At 66.4% G+C, this 15,373-nt stretch carries 15 protein-coding genes, 1 tRNA gene and 1 pseudogene; 7 read left to right on the top strand and 10 right to left on the bottom strand.

What is annotated here, in order from left to right; genetic code table 11:
- Positions 1–692 precede the first annotated feature (692 nt).
- The gene (locus HAV22_RS31795; RefSeq protein ID WP_371869570.1) at positions 693–1,211 is read right to left on the bottom strand and encodes a GNAT family N-acetyltransferase; all 519 of its coding nucleotides are present in this window, start codon (positions 1,209–1,211) and stop codon (positions 693–695) included.
- A 295-nt stretch (positions 1,212–1,506) separates the two neighbouring features.
- On the opposite strand from HAV22_RS31795, the gene HAV22_RS07525 reads away from it, so the two are divergent.
- A complete protein-coding gene (locus HAV22_RS07525; RefSeq protein ID WP_166858078.1) occupies positions 1,507–1,716 on the top strand; it encodes a cold-shock protein in 210 nt (69 codons plus the stop codon).
- Positions 1,717–1,859: 143 nt separating this feature from the next.
- Entirely contained in the window at positions 1,860–3,290 is a 1,431-nt protein-coding gene (locus tag HAV22_RS07520) for an HD domain-containing phosphohydrolase (RefSeq protein WP_166858076.1), read from the top strand.
- 13 nt (positions 3,291–3,303) lie between these two features.
- Here HAV22_RS07520 and HAV22_RS07515 read toward each other — a convergent pair whose 3' ends face one another.
- The 3 genes from HAV22_RS07515 to HAV22_RS07505 form a co-directional block, all read right to left on the bottom strand.
- Positions 3,304–3,660: a hypothetical protein gene (locus tag HAV22_RS07515; RefSeq protein ID WP_166858074.1), complete on the bottom strand. Its 357-nt coding sequence runs from the start codon at positions 3,658–3,660 to the stop codon at positions 3,304–3,306.
- 11 nt (positions 3,661–3,671) lie between these two features.
- On the bottom strand, positions 3,672–4,256 hold the full coding sequence (gene pth / locus HAV22_RS07510) for an aminoacyl-tRNA hydrolase (RefSeq protein ID WP_166858072.1): 585 nt from the start codon (positions 4,254–4,256) through the stop codon (positions 3,672–3,674).
- Between the two features lie 120 nt (positions 4,257–4,376).
- Positions 4,377–5,039, bottom strand: a complete 663-nt coding sequence (locus tag HAV22_RS07505; RefSeq protein WP_371869572.1) for an alpha/beta fold hydrolase — start codon at positions 5,037–5,039, stop codon at positions 4,377–4,379.
- Between HAV22_RS07505 and HAV22_RS31105 the strand changes: the two are divergent.
- Positions 4,954–5,187: pseudogene (locus HAV22_RS31105) on the top strand (response regulator transcription factor); the annotation flags it as partial. The gene HAV22_RS07505 and the pseudogene HAV22_RS31105 overlap by 86 nt on opposite strands.
- Before the next feature lie 80 nt (positions 5,188–5,267).
- On the opposite strand, the gene HAV22_RS07500 reads toward HAV22_RS31105, so the two are convergent.
- The 6 genes from HAV22_RS07500 to HAV22_RS07475 form a co-directional block, all read right to left on the bottom strand.
- Complete coding sequence (locus HAV22_RS07500) at positions 5,268–5,855, bottom strand: 50S ribosomal protein L25/general stress protein Ctc (protein ID WP_166858068.1); 588 nt, start codon at positions 5,853–5,855, stop codon at positions 5,268–5,270.
- Between the two features lie 316 nt (positions 5,856–6,171).
- Positions 6,172–7,122, bottom strand: a complete 951-nt coding sequence (locus HAV22_RS07495; protein ID WP_056126570.1) for a ribose-phosphate pyrophosphokinase — start codon at positions 7,120–7,122, stop codon at positions 6,172–6,174.
- 159 nt (positions 7,123–7,281) lie between these two features.
- Positions 7,282–7,358, bottom strand: a tRNA-Gln gene (locus tag HAV22_RS07490).
- Between the two features lie 72 nt (positions 7,359–7,430).
- Positions 7,431–8,330 (bottom strand): 4-(cytidine 5'-diphospho)-2-C-methyl-D-erythritol kinase, encoded by a 900-nt coding sequence (ispE, locus tag HAV22_RS07485; RefSeq protein ID WP_166858067.1) that lies wholly within the window; start codon positions 8,328–8,330, stop codon positions 7,431–7,433.
- A gap of 1 nt (position 8,331) precedes the next feature.
- A complete protein-coding gene (locus HAV22_RS07480; RefSeq protein ID WP_229421122.1) occupies positions 8,332–8,940 on the bottom strand; it encodes an outer membrane lipoprotein LolB in 609 nt (202 codons plus the stop codon).
- A gap of 97 nt (positions 8,941–9,037) precedes the next feature.
- Positions 9,038–10,831, bottom strand: a complete 1,794-nt coding sequence (locus tag HAV22_RS07475; RefSeq protein ID WP_166858063.1) for a tetratricopeptide repeat protein — start codon at positions 10,829–10,831, stop codon at positions 9,038–9,040.
- Between the two features lie 104 nt (positions 10,832–10,935).
- On the opposite strand from HAV22_RS07475, the gene mutM reads away from it, so the two are divergent.
- The 4 genes from mutM to HAV22_RS07455 all read left to right on the top strand — a co-directional run bounded on the left by mutM (position 10,936) and on the right by HAV22_RS07455 (position 15,345).
- Entirely contained in the window at positions 10,936–11,769 is an 834-nt protein-coding gene (gene mutM, locus HAV22_RS07470) for a bifunctional DNA-formamidopyrimidine glycosylase/DNA-(apurinic or apyrimidinic site) lyase (RefSeq protein ID WP_166858061.1), read from the top strand.
- A 22-nt stretch (positions 11,770–11,791) separates the two neighbouring features.
- Complete coding sequence (locus tag HAV22_RS07465) at positions 11,792–13,714, top strand: dynamin family protein (protein ID WP_166858059.1); 1,923 nt, start codon at positions 11,792–11,794, stop codon at positions 13,712–13,714.
- A 16-nt stretch (positions 13,715–13,730) separates the two neighbouring features.
- The gene (mutY, locus tag HAV22_RS07460; RefSeq protein ID WP_166858057.1) at positions 13,731–14,840 is read left to right on the top strand and encodes an A/G-specific adenine glycosylase; all 1,110 of its coding nucleotides are present in this window, start codon (positions 13,731–13,733) and stop codon (positions 14,838–14,840) included.
- 136 nt (positions 14,841–14,976) lie between these two features.
- On the top strand, positions 14,977–15,345 hold the full coding sequence (locus HAV22_RS07455) for a VOC family protein (protein ID WP_166858055.1): 369 nt from the start codon (positions 14,977–14,979) through the stop codon (positions 15,343–15,345).
- The last annotated feature ends 28 nt before the right edge of the window (positions 15,346–15,373 follow it).

Genomic DNA, 15,373 nt, shown 5'->3' with positions numbered 1-15,373 from the left:
GCGTACCGGCGCTGAGCGTGCTCGACCGCACGATCGTGTACGTGCCGGAGCTCGACCTGTTCCTCGACCCGGCAGCGGCCTCCGTCAGGACCGGCTATCTGCCGCCCGCGCTGCTGGGCAAGCCCGTGCTGTTGCTGAAGAGTGCCGCGTTCGCGATGACGCCCGTGCTGCAGCCGCAGCAGATCCGCACGGTGGCGGCGGTCGACGTCGGCCAGGGCACGTTCAGCGTGGCGCGGACCATCACGGGCGCACCGGCCGATGGCGACGACCACGCCCGCACGATGCTGACCGGTGCCGCCGACGACATCGGCGGCCTGCGGACGCGCGGAGCGCTGGCGACGACCTGGCACGCGTGGAGCGCCGTGGATGCCGCCGTCGCCCGCCTGCTGCGGGAACGCGAACGCCGCGTGGACTTCGTGTGCGCAGCCGTCGACGTGGAGGACGAGACCCGCGTGCGCCTGCCGCGAGGCGCGCACGTCGGGGCGCTGCCCGGGCCAGCCAGCGTGATCTCCGGCGGCATCTTTTATCGTGCGACCTATACGCGCGAGAACGATGCCCTGCTGGTCAGGCGCCGCCTGACGTTCCGCCACGGCCGTGCAACGTGCACGCCTCAGGACGCGCGCGCCATGCGGCCCGCGCTGGACCGCATCCGGCGCGACCTGGACCGCCGGGTGACCGTCGCGGGAAGCGCATCAGGAGGCCGCATCGCGGCCAAAGGCGTCTCGCCACCCGCCCGCTTGCAACCTGGCCACGGCCTCGTCCGTGAGCTCGAAACGCAGGTCGACGCGATCGCGGCCCGAGCGGTAGCCGCCGGGCCAGCGGGCGATCTCGACGAAGCCGCAGCGCCGGAAGAAGCCGGCCGTGTGCGGATGCGTATCGACCGTCACGTAGCGGGGCCGCAGCTTGCGGCTAGCCATGTGCAGCAGGCGGTAGGCCAGCAGCGCGCGGCCGATGCCGGTGCCGTGGCGGTCGGCCCGCACGAGGCCGAACACGAGGGTGCCGAGGTCGTAGAACGCGGACAATTCATAGCCGCCGAACGCGACGATCTCGCCGGCGTCGACGGCGACGAACAAGGGCCCGTCCGGGTCGTCCAGCGCGGAACGCAGCCATGATTCTTCCGACGCGGGGAAATGCGCCGGCACGTTCGAGCGGAAGGCCGCCAGCACGGCCTTGCGGTCGGCAGGGCGATAACGTCGGATCTGCAATGTCATGTCGGATGGGGTTGATGGGGTCGCACCGCTATCTTCGCTCAACGCGGCAACCGCTGCCGCGCACGGGTTGCGCCTTTCGCATCGACTGCACACGCGCTAAAATAAATCCGAAATACTTAGGTGATTCCGCACAACGCCTGTATATTTCATCGGGCACTACATCAAGTCGTCGTTATTGTTGGTTTCTTTCCCGTCTCGCCCGTCCGGGCATTCCTGTCTGATACCCCTCGGTTACATCTCTTGGTCGCATGTGCGCATCGAGCGCTTGCTCTCAACATCTACTGGAGGTATCTACATGGCTACTCAAACCGGCACCGTGAAATGGTTCAACGATTCCAAGGGCTTCGGCTTCATCGCGCCTGACGCAGGCGGCGACGATCTGTTCGCGCACTTCAAGGACATTCAATCGGAAGGCTTCAAGAGCCTGGCCGAGAATCAGCGCGTCTCGTTCGAACGCGCCGCCAGCCCGAAGGGCGAGAAGGCGAGCAACATCCGCGCGATCTGAGTATCGCGCGCAGGGCCGCACCACGCAGATAGCATGGGCGTCCCGCACTAGAAAGCCCGCTTCGGCGGGCTTTTTTGCGTCCGCTCGGCGCACGCGACAGTTCGCGCCTTGTCCACCACGGCAATGGCCGTTACATTAGGGCCATGCAACCCGATGAAACGATAACCGTCGAGGACGCCGTTCAGGTGCTGGCCATGGTCGGCGACCTGTCCATGGGCTTGCCGCCCGATCACTCGGTGCGCACGGCCCGCCTCGCCGCGCGCCTGGCCGAGGAAAACGGCGACGGTGCCGACGCATGCACGAGCACGCGGCTCGTCGCCCTGCTCCGCTGGTCGGGGAGCACGGCGACGGCGGCCGGGTTCGCGCACCTGCTGGGCGACGACGTGCTCGGCCGGCATGCGATGGTCACGCGTACGTTGTCCGGCCACAGCGGCCTCACGTTCGCCAACGTGCTGCCGCTCGCGCGAATGCAGTGCGAAGTGGCGGGCGACATCGCCGTGCTGCTCGGGTTGCCGGGGGACGTCGAGAACAGCCTGCGCCACCTGTTCGGCAACCATCATCGCGGCGACATGCAGGACCTGCTGTTCGCCCCGAACATCCCGCGCGCCGTGTTCCACGTACGCCTCGCCGGCGACCTGGAAGTGCTGGCGCCCGCGCACGGCACGGAGGGCGCGCTGCGCCTCATCGGCGAGCGGGCCGGCGTGAAATATCCGGCCACGCTCGTGCAGCGCTTGTCGCCGCATGCGCAGGATTGGCTGGCCATGCTCGATGAGCCGTCGTGCGCGGCCGACTACCCGGGGCACGACCGGCGCGTGCCGCTGTCGATCGTGGCCGACGTCATCGAGTTGAAGCTGCCTTGGCTCACCGGCTATTCGCGCCGCGTGGCCGCGCTGGCGCGGCGCAGCGCGTCGCTCGCGGGCATGCTGGCGCTGGAAGAAAGCCCGCTCGTGCGGGCCGCGCTGCTGCATGGCATTGGCAAGGTCGCCGTGCCGAACGTCGTGTGGGAGCGCCCGGGCAAGCTCGATGCGACCGATTGGGACCAGGTCCGCAAAGTGCCGTTCTGGACGGCGCGCGCGGGTGCGCAGATCCCCGCCATCCAGAGCGACGCGACGCTCGCGTCGTTCATCTACGAACGCCCCGACGGCAGCGGCTATTTCCGCAAGGCGCGGGGAGAAGCGATGGGCATGCAGGAGCGCCTGCTCGGCGCGGCGGCCGCGTTCGTGTCGCTGTGTTCGCCCCGTCCGTGGCGTCCCGCGCATGGCACGGCAGCCGCGTCCACGCTGATGACGGCGCAAGCGGCGGCCGGCCGCTTCGACCGGCACGCCGTCGAAGCCGTACTCACGGCGGCGCGGTCAATGACGCCATCGTCGCCCGTGCGCGACCGGCTGCTGTCCGACCGCGAACTCGAAGTGCTGCGCCACATCAGCCACGGCGAAACGAGCCGCGAGGCCGCGCGCGCCATGCGTATCAGCCCGGCCAGCGTGCGGATGCACGTCGACAATATCTTTCAAAAACTGGAGTCGGGGTCACGTCCGGCCGCCACCTTGAAGGCGCTGGCGCGCGGGCTCATCTGACACGTCCCGCGGCTCAGGACAACAGCGTGCTCACGGCCGCGCACAGCATCAGGGCCAACCATAGCCCGGCGGACAACAGCGCATCGCGCGGACGGGCAGTCAGCAGCAAATGATGGCTCAGTACGATGGTGCGATCTGCGCCGCAGACGAAGCCTGTAGCGGCCGCCAGTAGGGAGACGGCCAGTCCCCAGTGCGTGAAGTTGGCATAGAGGTCGAGTAGCCCGATGGCGTGGTCTCTCAGAAAAATAACGGCGCCGAGTGGCGCGAGCGCCGCGAGGACAGCCATCGCACAGCCGGCGAACAGCGCTGTGACAGCCCGGTTCGCGAGTGATACCGGTGTGCGAGCGGTGCCATGTGAACTGGTCGCCATGCCACAGCGCATCAGTCCGTGTGCAACTGCATCGTCGCCGCATTCATCTTGCCCTCGCACACCATCGGAATGATGCGCAAGCTCTTGTCGATGGCTTCCTCGATCAGGGTCTGCTCTTCGCGGCGCGGGCGGTGCAGCACGAAATCGGCGACGGCCTGCTGCAGGTTCAACGTGCGCGGGTGGCCGATGCCCAGGCGCAGGCGCCAGTAATCCTGCGTGCCGAGCGCGGCCGTGATGTCCTTCAGGCCGTTGTGGCCGCCCGAGGAGCCGCCGCGCTTGAGCTTGGCGGCGCCGGGCGGCAGGTCGAGTTCATCGTGCACGACGAGGATCTCTTCCGGGCCGATCTTGAAGAAGCGTGCCAGTCCACCCACCGACTGGCCGGAGCGGTTCATGAAGGTCAGCGGTTCGAGCAGCCAGACGTCCTTGCCCGAGATCGATGTCTTGGCGACCATGGCATTGAAGCGCGACTCGCGCTGCAAGTGGCAGCCGGGCAAAGAGTTCGCGAGGTTGTCGACGAGCCAGAAGCCGGCGTTGTGACGGGTTTGTTCGTATTCCGGGCCGGGGTTGCCGAGGCCGACGATCAGGCGGATGTGCATAAGCGGAAAAATCGTGCGTAAAGCTGAATTATCGCGTAAAACGCCGTGTTAATTCTCGCGTAAATCGCGTCCATAACCCGGCCGCGCTGCCGACTCGACGACAGCGCGGCCGTCCACGCCTTACTTGCTGGCTGCCACAGCGTCCAGGATCACCTTCGCGACGTCCTCCGGACGCGACTGCTGCGGCACGTGGCTCGTCGGCAGTTCCGTCGTCTTCGCGCCGGACGCTTTCACGGCGATGGGGCCTTGCGTGGCGGCCATCACGGCGGCGTGCGGCGCGGGCACGTCCTGGGCGAAGTCCTCTTTCAGCACGGCCGGCGACAGGCTGGCGAAGCCGAATTTTTCGACCGTCAGCTTGGTGATGCCGGGTGCGGGCGGCAAGTCCTTGCCGAGGTCGCTGGTGGCCTGGCCGACGTCCGGCGCGAAGGCGGCCACGTAGACGAGGCTGGCCACTTTATCGCCGGCGCCCGCTTCCGTGATCACGGTGCCGCCCCAGGAGTGGCCGACGAGCACGACCTTGCCGGGCTGGTTGTCGATCGCGCGCTTCGCGGCGGCCACGTCGTCCGCCAGCGACGTGAGGCTGTTCTGCACGGCAGTGACCTTGATGCCCTTGGCCTGCAGCAGCGGGATCACCTTGGCCCAGTCGGAGCCGTCCGCGAACGCGCCGTGGACGATGACGACGGACGGCTGCTCGGCAGCGGCGGCGGGCGGCGACCACGTCCCGGCGGCGACGCGCAGGAGCCTGCTGTCCGAGCGCGAAGTCGACGTGCTGCGCCGTATCAGCCTGGGCGAAAGCAACAAGGAGGCGGCGCGGATCCTGCAGATCAGTCCGTCGACGGTGCGCACGCACGTGGAAAGCATCTTCCGCGAGCTGGCATGCTCGACGCGGGCCGCGGCCACGCTGAAGGCGCTGAACCTGGGCCTGATCTAGGCAACAAAAAACCCGCCGGACTCGCGTCGCGACGGGTTTGATGTGTGCGCCGCCGGACGAACCAGCGGTCGGCGCAGCAATTACTCTGCAGCGGCTTCGGCCGTTGCGGCACCACGCGGGATCGACGAGGTGGCGACGGTCTGGTCCTGGCCGTGGGCGACCACGGTCACGCCTTCCGGCAGGGTCAGCTGCGACACGTGGACCGACTGGCCGGCTTCCAGGTTCGACAGGTCGACGGTGATGAATTCCGGCAGTTGGCCCGGCAGGCAGGACACTTCCAGTTCGTTCAGCACGTGCGACACGATGGCGCCGCTCAGCTTGACGGCCGGCGAGACGTCGGCGTTGACGAAGTGCAGGGCGACCTTGGTGTGGATCGCTTGCGTAGCGTCGACGCGCTGGAAGTCAGCGTGCAGGACCAGTTGCTTGTATGCGTGCATCTGGAAGTCACGCAGCAGGACTTTCTGCGTCTTACCGTCCAGTTCCAGATCCAGGATCGAGCCGTGGAAAGCTTCTTTCTTGAGCGCGTGGAACAACGCGTTGCCATCCAGGGCGATCAGTTCCGGGGCAGCGGCGCCACCGTAGATGATGCCCGGGGTCTGGCCGGCGTTGCGCAGGCGGCGGCTCGCTCCGGTCCCCTGCTGAGTACGTGCAAATGCGACTACTTTCATGGTGTTACTCCAAAGTGTGGGTCCGAATGCCGGCATGTGCCGACCCGGTTACCCGGATTGTGATGCCCCCGCGACCAGGGACATCGGTAAAAGAGCGCGCTCGCGCACGCTCAAGAAATTCTGTACAGCTTATGTGCCAACGGCGCGCCGGCATTTTGCCTTGCGCGCCGTGTTCACGGATATTCATGCGTTTTGGTGGGCTCGGGGAGCCCACCCTACATCATTGTTACGGCACCATCATTCGGCGGCCATTTGTTACGGCGCCATCGTTCGGCCGTAGGGTGGGCACCCCGTGCCCACCATGCATTCCGCGAAATTAATCGACGAACAGCGAGATGACCGAATCGCCCTTGACGATACGCTTGAACGTCTCGGCCAGCAGCGGTGCGCAGGTCAGCTGGCGGATCTTGCCGCACGCCTGGGCGGCCGGGCTCAGCGGGATCGTGTCGGTGACGACCAGTTCGTCCAGCGGCGAGTTCGCGATGCGCTCGATCGCCGGGCCGGACAGCACCGGGTGCGTGCAGTACGCGACGACTTTCTTCGCGCCGCGCTCTTTCAGCACTTCGGCGGCCTTCGTCAGCGTGCCTGCCGTATCGACCATGTCATCCATGATCACGCAGTTGCGGCCTTCGACTTCACCGATGATGTTCATGACTTCCGACACGTTCGCCTTCGGACGGCGCTTGTCGATGATCGCCAGGTCGCAGCCGAGGCGCTTGGCCAGCGCGCGGGCGCGCACGACGCCGCCCACGTCCGGCGACACGACGAGCAGGTCGTCGTAGTTGCGCTTCTGCAGGTCACCCAGCAGCAGCGGCGACGCATAGATGTTGTCGACCGGGATATCGAAGAAGCCCTGGATCTGGTCGGCGTGCAAGTCCATGATCAGGACGCGCTCGACGCCCGCTTCCTGCAGCATGTTGGCAACGACCTTGGCCGAGATCGCGACGCGCGCCGAACGCGGACGACGGTCCTGGCGGGCATAGCCGAAGTACGGAATCGCCGCGGTGATGCGGCCAGCCGAGGCGCGCTTGAGAGCGTCGACCATCAGCATGATTTCCATCAGGCTGTCATTGGTGGGAGCGCAGGTCGATTGCAGGACGAAGACGTCCTTGCCACGAACGTTCTCGTTGATTTCGACCATGACTTCGCCGTCGGAGAACTTCGAGACCACGGCTTTGCCGAGAGGAATGCCGAGGTTTTTTGCGACCCCTTCTGCTAGCGCCGGATTGGCATTGCCGGTAAAAACCATCAGGTTTTCGTAAGCCATGGGAGTCCCAGAGATGTAAGCGTTGAAAGAAGAACTTGAAAGCCGCTGATCGTCGAATGATGAGCGCTGAACCACAAAAAAAATGAGCCGCTCATTGGCGGCTCCATTTTTATCTGCCTGCTGGAGCACTCGTCATCGTCAGCTCAGGCAAAGAAACTTTGGCAGGGGAACAAGGATTCGAACCTTGGTATGCCGGAATCAAAATCCGGTGCCTTAACCAGCTTGGCGATTCCCCTACACTGAAACTACAGCTCGTCGCTGCATTCGATAATTATATCGCCGAATGCGTCGACAGGCAAAATTTTATTCTACAACTCATTGATTTGCAAGAGCGATTTCATCGGATGACTCTGCAGTGCATGCGCTTTCCACGCCCTCCACCGCCCCGGTACCTGTGCCAGTACCCGCTCGGCTTCCTGCTCTGTGGAGAACGCGCAAAACACGCACGATCCGGAACCAGTCATCCTGGCCGCTCCGTAACTTCCCAACCATTCGATCGCCTCGGCTACCGGCGGGAACAGGCGGGCTGCCACGTCCTGCAAATCATTTTTCCCGAACCCAATCAAATCATTCGATTCGACATGTCGTCTGGAAAAGTCCGATATTGTGATGGCTTTCGTGTTTCTTGTCAAATCGGGGGCCGTAAAAATTGCAACGGTCGGCACGGCCACGCCCGGTTCGATGACGACATACCAGCAATCCGGCCCCGGTACCGCCTGCAGCGCATCACCCACGCCTTCCGCAAAGGCCGTCTCGCCGAACAGGAAGAACGGGATGTCGGCCCCGAGCGGCAACCCCAGCGCGATCAATTCCGCATCCGTCAGCCCGGCCTGCCACAAGTGGTTGGCCGCCATCAGCGCCGTGGCCGCGTCGGACGAGCCCCCGCCGAGGCCGCCACCCATCGGCAAGCGCTTCTCCACGGCGACAGCTATCCCCGGCGGCAGTTGGCCGTGCCGGCGTGCGTACTCCGCCTGCAGCGCGCGTAGCGCACGTACGATCAGGTCCTGCTCTTCGGGCACACCGGGCACATCCGTCGTGCGCACGATGCGCTCGTCGTCGCGCAAGTCGAAGTGCAAGGTGTCGCTGCGGTCGATGAGTTGAAACACGGATTGCAGCAGGTGGTAGCCGTCCGGCCGCCGGCCGACGACGTGCAGGAACAGGTTCAGCTTGGCCGGCGCCGGACAGTCGTGCAGCGATGTCGCCGTCATGTCAGGCCACCGGATCGATGACGATGCGGATCGTCAGCGCATCGCCGACGGCCGTCGTGCTGCGCTCGGCATCGATGCGGCGCGGCATCGGGGCACCGCCCGGGCCGTTCTGCCACTCCACGAAGCGCAAGCGCCAGCCGTCGTTCGTGACGACGCTGTCGCGCGCGGGCGACGCCACGAAGCGCTTGCCGGCCGTATCGACGGCATAGCCTTGCAGCCAGTCGCGCAGGCCGCTCACGGGCAGGGTCCAGCCGAGGGATGCCGCCGTCAGCGCGTCGATGTCCTTTTCCACGCGAGGCTCACGGCCGGACTGTTTCAACGTGGCCGTGCCGGGCGTCACGGTGATCTCGGCGACGGTCTGGCCCAGCGGCGAGAACAGCGCGACGTCGATGCGGCCAGGACGCTGCGTCCACGTGAAATTGCCGCTGATCGGTTGTGGCTGGCCATCCTTCAGGTAATTCACGGCCAGGCGGCCGCTCAAGTCGATGGTGTCGCGGTAAGCGCTTACCTGGGCAGTCGGGTTGGCGAGCGGGACGTTGGCGGTCGTGGCGCAGCCGGCCAGGGCAGCGGCACATGCGGCTGCGAAAACGAAACGGGACAATGGGTGCATCGGCATCAATCAGCGAGTCAGTAAGCGAGCAAATAAGCGGGCAAATAAGCGGGCAAATAAGCGACGGACGCCGCAGCGTCCGTCGATTGCCATTATTTCACAGAGTCTCGTGAAGGCGCGCCAGTGTGCTCTTCAGCGCATCGTTCTTCGGATCCTTGACCTGGGCTTCGCGCCACAGCTTGCGGGCATCGTCCTTCTGGCCCTTTTTCCACAGCACCTCACCCAGGTGCACGGCGATCTCCGGATCGCTGCGCAAGGTGTAGGCCTTGCGCAGATGGGTTTCCGCATCGTCCAGCTTACCCATGCGATATTGCACCCAGCCCATGCTGTCGAGGATGAACGGGTCGCCCGGCGCCATCTTGAGGGCCTTGTCGATGAGTTGATACGCTTCCTTCAGGCGCACGTTGCGGTCCGCCAGCGAGTAGCCGAGCGCATTGTAGGCCTGCATATTCTCCGGCGACTTGGCGATGACCTTGCGCAGCGATTTTTCCATGACGGCCGTCTTGCCCAGCTTTTCGGCCATCAGCGCGTAGTCGTACAGGAAATCCATATTGTCCGGGAAGCGCTTGACGCCCTGCTCCATCAGCTTGAACGCTTCCTTGGGCTGGCCCGCGTCGCGCAGGATCTGGGCGTCGACGAGCACGGTCTGCGCCTGCTCCGTCTTGTCGCTCGTCTTCAGCGTGCCCAGCAGCTTGCGCGCGCCGGTTACGTCGCCCTGCTTCGCGGTCAACTGCGCGCGCCGCAATTGGGCGCCAAACTGGATCTTCGGGTCTTCGCTGTCGAGCCGGTCGAGCCAGTCGGCCGCGGCCTTGTAGTCGCCCCGCTCCTCCGCGAGCTGGGACAGGATCATGACGGCCTTCGACGGGTCGCGCTCGTCTTCCGGCGCCTTGTCCATCACGTCGACGAAGCGGGTGAAATATTTTTCCGCGGCCGGGCGGTCGTTCATCTGCATCGACAGGATGCCCAGCGCGTACAGGGTGCCCGGATTGTCGGGCAGGGCCTTGTCGAGCGTGAGGAATTCCTGGCGCGCGGCCTCGTACTGCTTTTCGTTGACGAGCAGGCGGGCATAGGCGGCGCGCACCTCGCGCGCGTCCGGGTGGGTGGCGAGGAAGTCCTTCAGGACGTTGATGGCCCCGCCTTCGCTTTCGCTGACCTGGGCCAGCGTGAGGGCGGCGATCTCGGAATCGGGCTTGATCTTCAGGGCGGCCTGGGCCTCGCGCTGCGCGGCGGCCTTGTCGTTGCGCGTCAGCGCGGCCTGCGCCAGCACGACGTGCGTTTCCATCAGGTCGCCGTAGGGCGCCACGAGGCGCTCGAGCATCGCGGTGGCCGCGTCCTTGTCCTTCGCGCGCAGCAGCAGCTGCTGCATCTGGAACATCATGAGGCCGCGCGCACCGGGGGTCGCTTCCGCCAAACGCTGTTTCAAGATGGTTTCGGCCTCGCCGAGGTTGTCGGACAGGATGATCAACCCCAGATAGTACTGGCTCGCCTCTTCGGAGTCCGGCGCGTACTGGCGCCACAGCTTGACCGCGGCGAGGGCATCGTCGGCCTGCTTGGCCGACAGCGCCATCTCGGCGGCGCGCTTGGCCAGGCGCGGGTCCTTCGTCTGCTGGGCCAGGCTCATCATCGTCAAGTACGGGCCTTGCCAGTCGCCGTTCTTGTACGCCATCTCGGCCTGCATCAGCTGCGTCATCATGGCCGGGCTCATGTTGACGTTCGGGAGCTTCTCGTCGGTGTCGTCACCTTTCTTCGTGGCGCTGTCGGGATGGTCGCGGGCTTCGGCGGCGGCGAGCGGCTGGTCGGACAGGTTCTGGGCCGGTTGCTGCTGCTTGGGCGCCACAGCGCAGGCCGACAGCAGTGCGGAGAGGGTTACAATGGCGAAAGCGTTTTTCAAGGCAAGTCCCACGTCGTCGAGATTGTCCGATTCTACGCCATGCACCCGCTGCGCGTGCGCCACCGCAACACGAATTTACATTCCTCTCACGTTGTTAATCCTACATGCCTGAATTACCAGAAGTCGAAGTCACCCGGCGGGGTGTCGCGCCGCACTTGGAAGACCGTGTCGTCGAAGACGTCGTGCTGCGTCGCGAGGGCCTGCGCTGGCCGTTTCCGCCGAATCTGCGCGAGCTGCTCGTCGGCCGCCGCATCCTCGGCACGGGCCGGCGCGGCAAATACCTGCTGCTGAACTTCGAGCACGGCACGCTGATCGTCCACCTGGGCATGTCGGGCCATTTGCGCGTGCTGCCGGAGGGCGTCGAGCTCAAGAAGCACGACCACTTCGACCTCGTCGTGCGCGGGCCGGAAGGCCGGCGCGTCCTGCGGCTGCACGATCCGCGCCGGTTCGGCGCCGTGCTCTGGCATCACCACGACGACGGCGAGCTGGAACAGCACGTGCTGCTGCGCGATCTCGGTGTCGAACCGCTCGAAGACAAATTTTCCGGCGCCCTGCTGCACAAGGCCACGCGTAACCGCAGCGCACCCATCAAACAGGTGCTGCTGGCGGGCGACATCGTCGTCGGCGTCGGCAATATCTACGCCTGCGAGAGCCTGTTCCGCGCCGGCATCAACCCGAAGACGGCGGCCGGCAAGATCAGCCGGGCCCGCTACGACAAGCTGGCCGACGCGATCCGCGACATCCTGGCCGCCGCCATCGTGCAGGGCGGCAGCACATTGCGTGACTTTATTGCCGTAAATGGTCAATCCGGCTATTTCCAGCAGACATATTTCGTCTATGATCGTGCGGGAGTGCCTTGCCGCAACTGTGGCACCCCGGTCCGCCAGATCAAGCAGGGCCAGCGGTCCACGTTCTATTGCGCGGTCTGCCAGCGGTAAGGCCAACGACGAGGCGCGAAACATGCAGGATCTACAACATTACGCGGATTGGCGCGCACAGGTCGCCCGGGCGCTGGAACAATATCGCGGCTGGGCGCAGAAGGCCGAGCTGCTGGACGGGGCCGCGGACCAGCGCGTCGCTCGCGCGCTCGCGCGGCTGCGCGACGACCGGCTCTCGGTGGCGTTCGTGGCGGAATTCTCGCGCGGGAAATCGGAGCTGATCAACGCGATCTTCTTCGCCGACTACGGCCAGCGCATCGTGCCGTCGAGCCCCGGCCGCACGACGATGTGCCCGACCGAGTTCGCGTGGGACGCAAGCCTCGCGCCCTGCATCCGCCTGCTGCCGATCGAGACGCGCGCCGAGCGCCTGGCCACGAGCGATTATCGCGACGCGCAGGACGCCTGGACCGTGCTGCCGCTGGACCTGTCGGCACCGGAGCGCATGCACGAGAGCTTCCTGCAGGTGAGCCTCACGCGCCGCGTCGCGCCCGAAGAAGCCCGGCGCTACGGCCTGTACGACCCGGACGACCCCGACCTCGCCGCCACGCTCGGTGCGGACGGCCTCGTCGAGATCCCACGCTGGCGCCACGCGTTGATCAACGTGCCGCATCCGCTGCTCAAGCAAGGCCTCGTGATCCTCGACACGCCGGGCCTGAACGCGATCGGCACGGAACCCGAACTGACGTTGAACCTGATCCCGAACGCGCACGCCGTGCTGTTCATCCTGGCCGCCGAGACGGGCGTCACGAAGAGCGACATCGACGTCTGGCGCACGCATATCAACGCCGGCCCGGGACGCATCGTGGTGCTGAACAAGATCGACGCCTTGTGGGACGAGCTGCGCAGGCCGCAGGACAACGACGCCGCCATCGCGCGCCAGCAGCACGACGCGGCCCGGCTGCTCGGCGTCGCCGATGCGCAGGTGTTCCCCGTCTCCGCGCAGAAGGCGCTCGTCGGCAAGATCACGGGCGACCTCGGGCTGTTCGAAAAGAGCCGCATGGGCGCGCTGGAATCGGCGCTGTTCCACCAGCTGATCCCGGCCCGCCAGGACATCCTGCGCCGCCAGCTGCAGGACGATCTTGCAACCTTGACGAACGAGCACGCCGCCCTGCTGGGCGCGCGCGGGCGCGACCTCGTCGAACAGCTGCAGGAACTGCAAAGCCTGCGCGGCAAGAACCAGGGCGTCATCGCGCACATGATGCGGCGCGTGGAGATCGAAAAGAAGGAATTCGACGCGAGCCTGTTCAAGCTGCAGGGCACGCGCGCCGTGTTCACCACGTTGTCGACGGAGCTGTACTCCGCCATCGGCATGGACGTCGTACAGGGCCACGTCGACACCGTGCGCACGGCGATGGAAGCCGCGCGCTTCTCGACCGGCATGCGCGCGCCCGTGCGGACCTTCTTCGAGCAGGCGCGCGCCACTCTCGATGCGGCGAGCGGCAAGATCGCCGAGATCGCGGCGATGATGGAGACGATGGTACGCCGCTTCTCCACCGAACATGGCCTCGCGCTCGCGCAGCCCGCGACGTTGTCGCTGGACCGCTACCGGCACGAGATCGATGCCATCGAAGCCATCTACCTGAAGCAGTTCGGCACGGCCACGTTGCTCATCACGAGCCGCAACGCGCTGCTGGAACGCTTCTTCGACTCGATCGCGTCGCGCGTGAAATTCGCGTTCCGCGAGGCGAACGGCGACGCCGAGGCCTGGCTGAAGGTGGTCATGGCGCCGCTGGAAGCGCAGATCCGCCAGCACCGCGACCAGCTGCGCCACCGGCAGGCGTCGATCCAGCGCATCCTCGACGCCACCGACACGCTGGAACAGAAAATCGCCGCCTTCGAAGCGGCCCAACACGACCTGGAGCAGGTCAAGGCGCGCCTCGCGGGGCTGTCCGGCGCGGTGGCCGCCGCGCTGCGCGCCGACCTGCCCGAACTGCAGGCCGCCTGACGGCCCGACCCTCTTCATGAAACGCAGCACCGACACCGAAGTCCTGTCCGACCCGAGTTTTGCGGGCGCCGTCATCGACTGGCAGCGCGCGCACGGCCGCCACGCCCTGCCCTGGCAGAACACGCGCGAGGCCTACCGCATCTGGCTCTCCGAGATCATGCTGCAGCAGACGCAGGTGACGGCGGTGCTGGGCTATTACGCGCGCTTCCTCACGCGCTTCCCCACCGTGCACGACCTCGCGGCCGCGCCGGCGGAAGATGTGATGGCGCACTGGAGCGGCCTCGGTTACTACACGCGGGCGCGCAACCTGCACGCGTGCGCCAAGCGCGTCGTCGCCGACTACGACGGCGTCTTCCCCAGCGACCCCGCGCTGCTGGCCGACCTGCCCGGCATCGGCCGCTCGACGGCTGCCGCCATCGCCGCGTTCTCGAGCGGCGCGCGCGCCGCGATCCTGGACGGGAACGTCAAGCGTGTGTTCGCCCGCGTGTTCGGCATCGACGAATACCCTGGCATCAAGCCAGTGGAAGACGCGCTGTGGCGCCGCGCCGATGCGCTGCTGCCGGAAGGCGACGGCATCGAAGCCTATACGCAGGGCCTGATGGACCTGGGCGCCACGCTGTGCACGCGCGGCAAGCCGGACTGCGGCCGCTGCCCGCTGCAGGACCGCTGCGTGGCGTTCGCCACCGACCGCACGTCCGTGCTGCCCGTGCCGAAGCCGAAGAAGGCCACGCCGGAGCGGCGCGCGCTGATGCTGGCCGTCGTCGACGCGGGCCAGGTGCTGCTGCAGCAACGGCCGGATTCCGGCATCTGGGGCGGCCTGCTGTCGCTGCCGGAATACGACGGGCACGTGGCGCTGGCTGACGCTGACGACGTGTCCGCGGCGACGCTGGCGGCGGCAGCCGGCGAGTTCGGCGACGTGGCCGAAGCGGAGCCGCTGCTGCCGCTCGTGCACGGGTTCACGCACTACCGCCTGCACATCCAGCCGTACCGCATCGGCCTGCGCACGCGCGGGACCACGCCGCCGGGCCACGTGTGGTGGGACTTGTCGGCCATCGCCGACGCGCCGCTGCCGGCGCCGATCAAGAAGCTGCTGGGGCAGCTCGCAGCGCCGTCCTTGTTTGCGTAGGGTGGGCTCCCCGAGCCCACGCGAACGTTTGGTGACGCAGACATCCGCGTGGGCACGGGGTGCCCACCCTACTGACAAGAATTGACACGGTGGTCTCCTACACTGGTTGCACTGTCAACCAACGAAAGAGATCACCATGCTGACCCCGACCTACACCATCCTCTACGTCGCCGACCCGCACGCGAGCGCGCGCCTGTACGGCAAGCTGCTGGACGCGCAGCACGTCGAGAGCTCGCCCACGTTCGTCCTGTTCCCGCTCGAAAACGGCCGCATGCTGGGCCTGTGGGCGAAATCGGATGCGGTGCCGGCCGCCGACTTCCACGGCAGCGGCAGCGAGCTCGCGTTCCGCGTCGCCGACGATGCGCAGGTCGATGCGCTGCACGGCCAATGGCGCGACGCCGGCCTGCGCATCGTGCAGGTGCCGACCAAGGTGGATTTCGGTTACACGTTCACGGCCGCCGATCCGGATGGGCACCGCCTGCGCGTGTTCGCTCGCGGCGAATGACGTGCAACCGTTTGGTGGGCACGGGGTG

Origin of the sequence: Telluria antibiotica, assembly GCF_011682055.1 — a bacterium.
Taxonomy (GTDB): Bacteria; Pseudomonadota; Gammaproteobacteria; order Burkholderiales; family Burkholderiaceae_D; genus Telluria; species Telluria antibiotica.
Note: the sequence above shows the minus strand (reverse complement) of the source record. Positions and strands in the feature narration are given on the sequence as shown.

Excerpts from the sequence above, each read along its gene's own strand:
- HAV22_RS07480 (WP_229421122.1), bottom strand. The coding sequence starts at position 8,940 with ATGCACCCATTGTCCCGTTTCGTTTTCGCAGCCGCATGTGCCGCTGCC.
- HAV22_RS07515 (WP_166858074.1), bottom strand. The coding sequence starts at position 3,660 with ATGGCGACCAGTTCACATGGCACCGCTCGCACACCGGTATCACTCGCG.
- mutY (WP_166858057.1), top strand. The coding sequence starts at position 13,731 with ATGAAACGCAGCACCGACACCGAAGTCCTGTCCGACCCGAGTTTTGCG.
- pth (WP_166858072.1), bottom strand. The coding sequence starts at position 4,256 with ATGCACATCCGCCTGATCGTCGGCCTCGGCAACCCCGGCCCGGAATAC.
- HAV22_RS07520 (WP_166858076.1), top strand. The coding sequence starts at position 1,860 with ATGCAACCCGATGAAACGATAACCGTCGAGGACGCCGTTCAGGTGCTG.
- HAV22_RS07500 (WP_166858068.1), bottom strand. The coding sequence starts at position 5,855 with ATGAAAGTAGTCGCATTTGCACGTACTCAGCAGGGGACCGGAGCGAGC.
- mutM (WP_166858061.1), top strand. The coding sequence starts at position 10,936 with ATGCCTGAATTACCAGAAGTCGAAGTCACCCGGCGGGGTGTCGCGCCG.
- HAV22_RS07465 (WP_166858059.1), top strand. The coding sequence starts at position 11,792 with ATGCAGGATCTACAACATTACGCGGATTGGCGCGCACAGGTCGCCCGG.
- ispE (WP_166858067.1), bottom strand. The coding sequence starts at position 8,330 with ATGACGGCGACATCGCTGCACGACTGTCCGGCGCCGGCCAAGCTGAAC.
- HAV22_RS31795 (WP_371869570.1), bottom strand. The coding sequence starts at position 1,211 with ATGACATTGCAGATCCGACGTTATCGCCCTGCCGACCGCAAGGCCGTG.
- HAV22_RS07455 (WP_166858055.1), top strand. The coding sequence starts at position 14,977 with ATGCTGACCCCGACCTACACCATCCTCTACGTCGCCGACCCGCACGCG.
- HAV22_RS07495 (WP_056126570.1), bottom strand. The coding sequence starts at position 7,122 with ATGGCTTACGAAAACCTGATGGTTTTTACCGGCAATGCCAATCCGGCG.
- HAV22_RS07525 (WP_166858078.1), top strand. The coding sequence starts at position 1,507 with ATGGCTACTCAAACCGGCACCGTGAAATGGTTCAACGATTCCAAGGGC.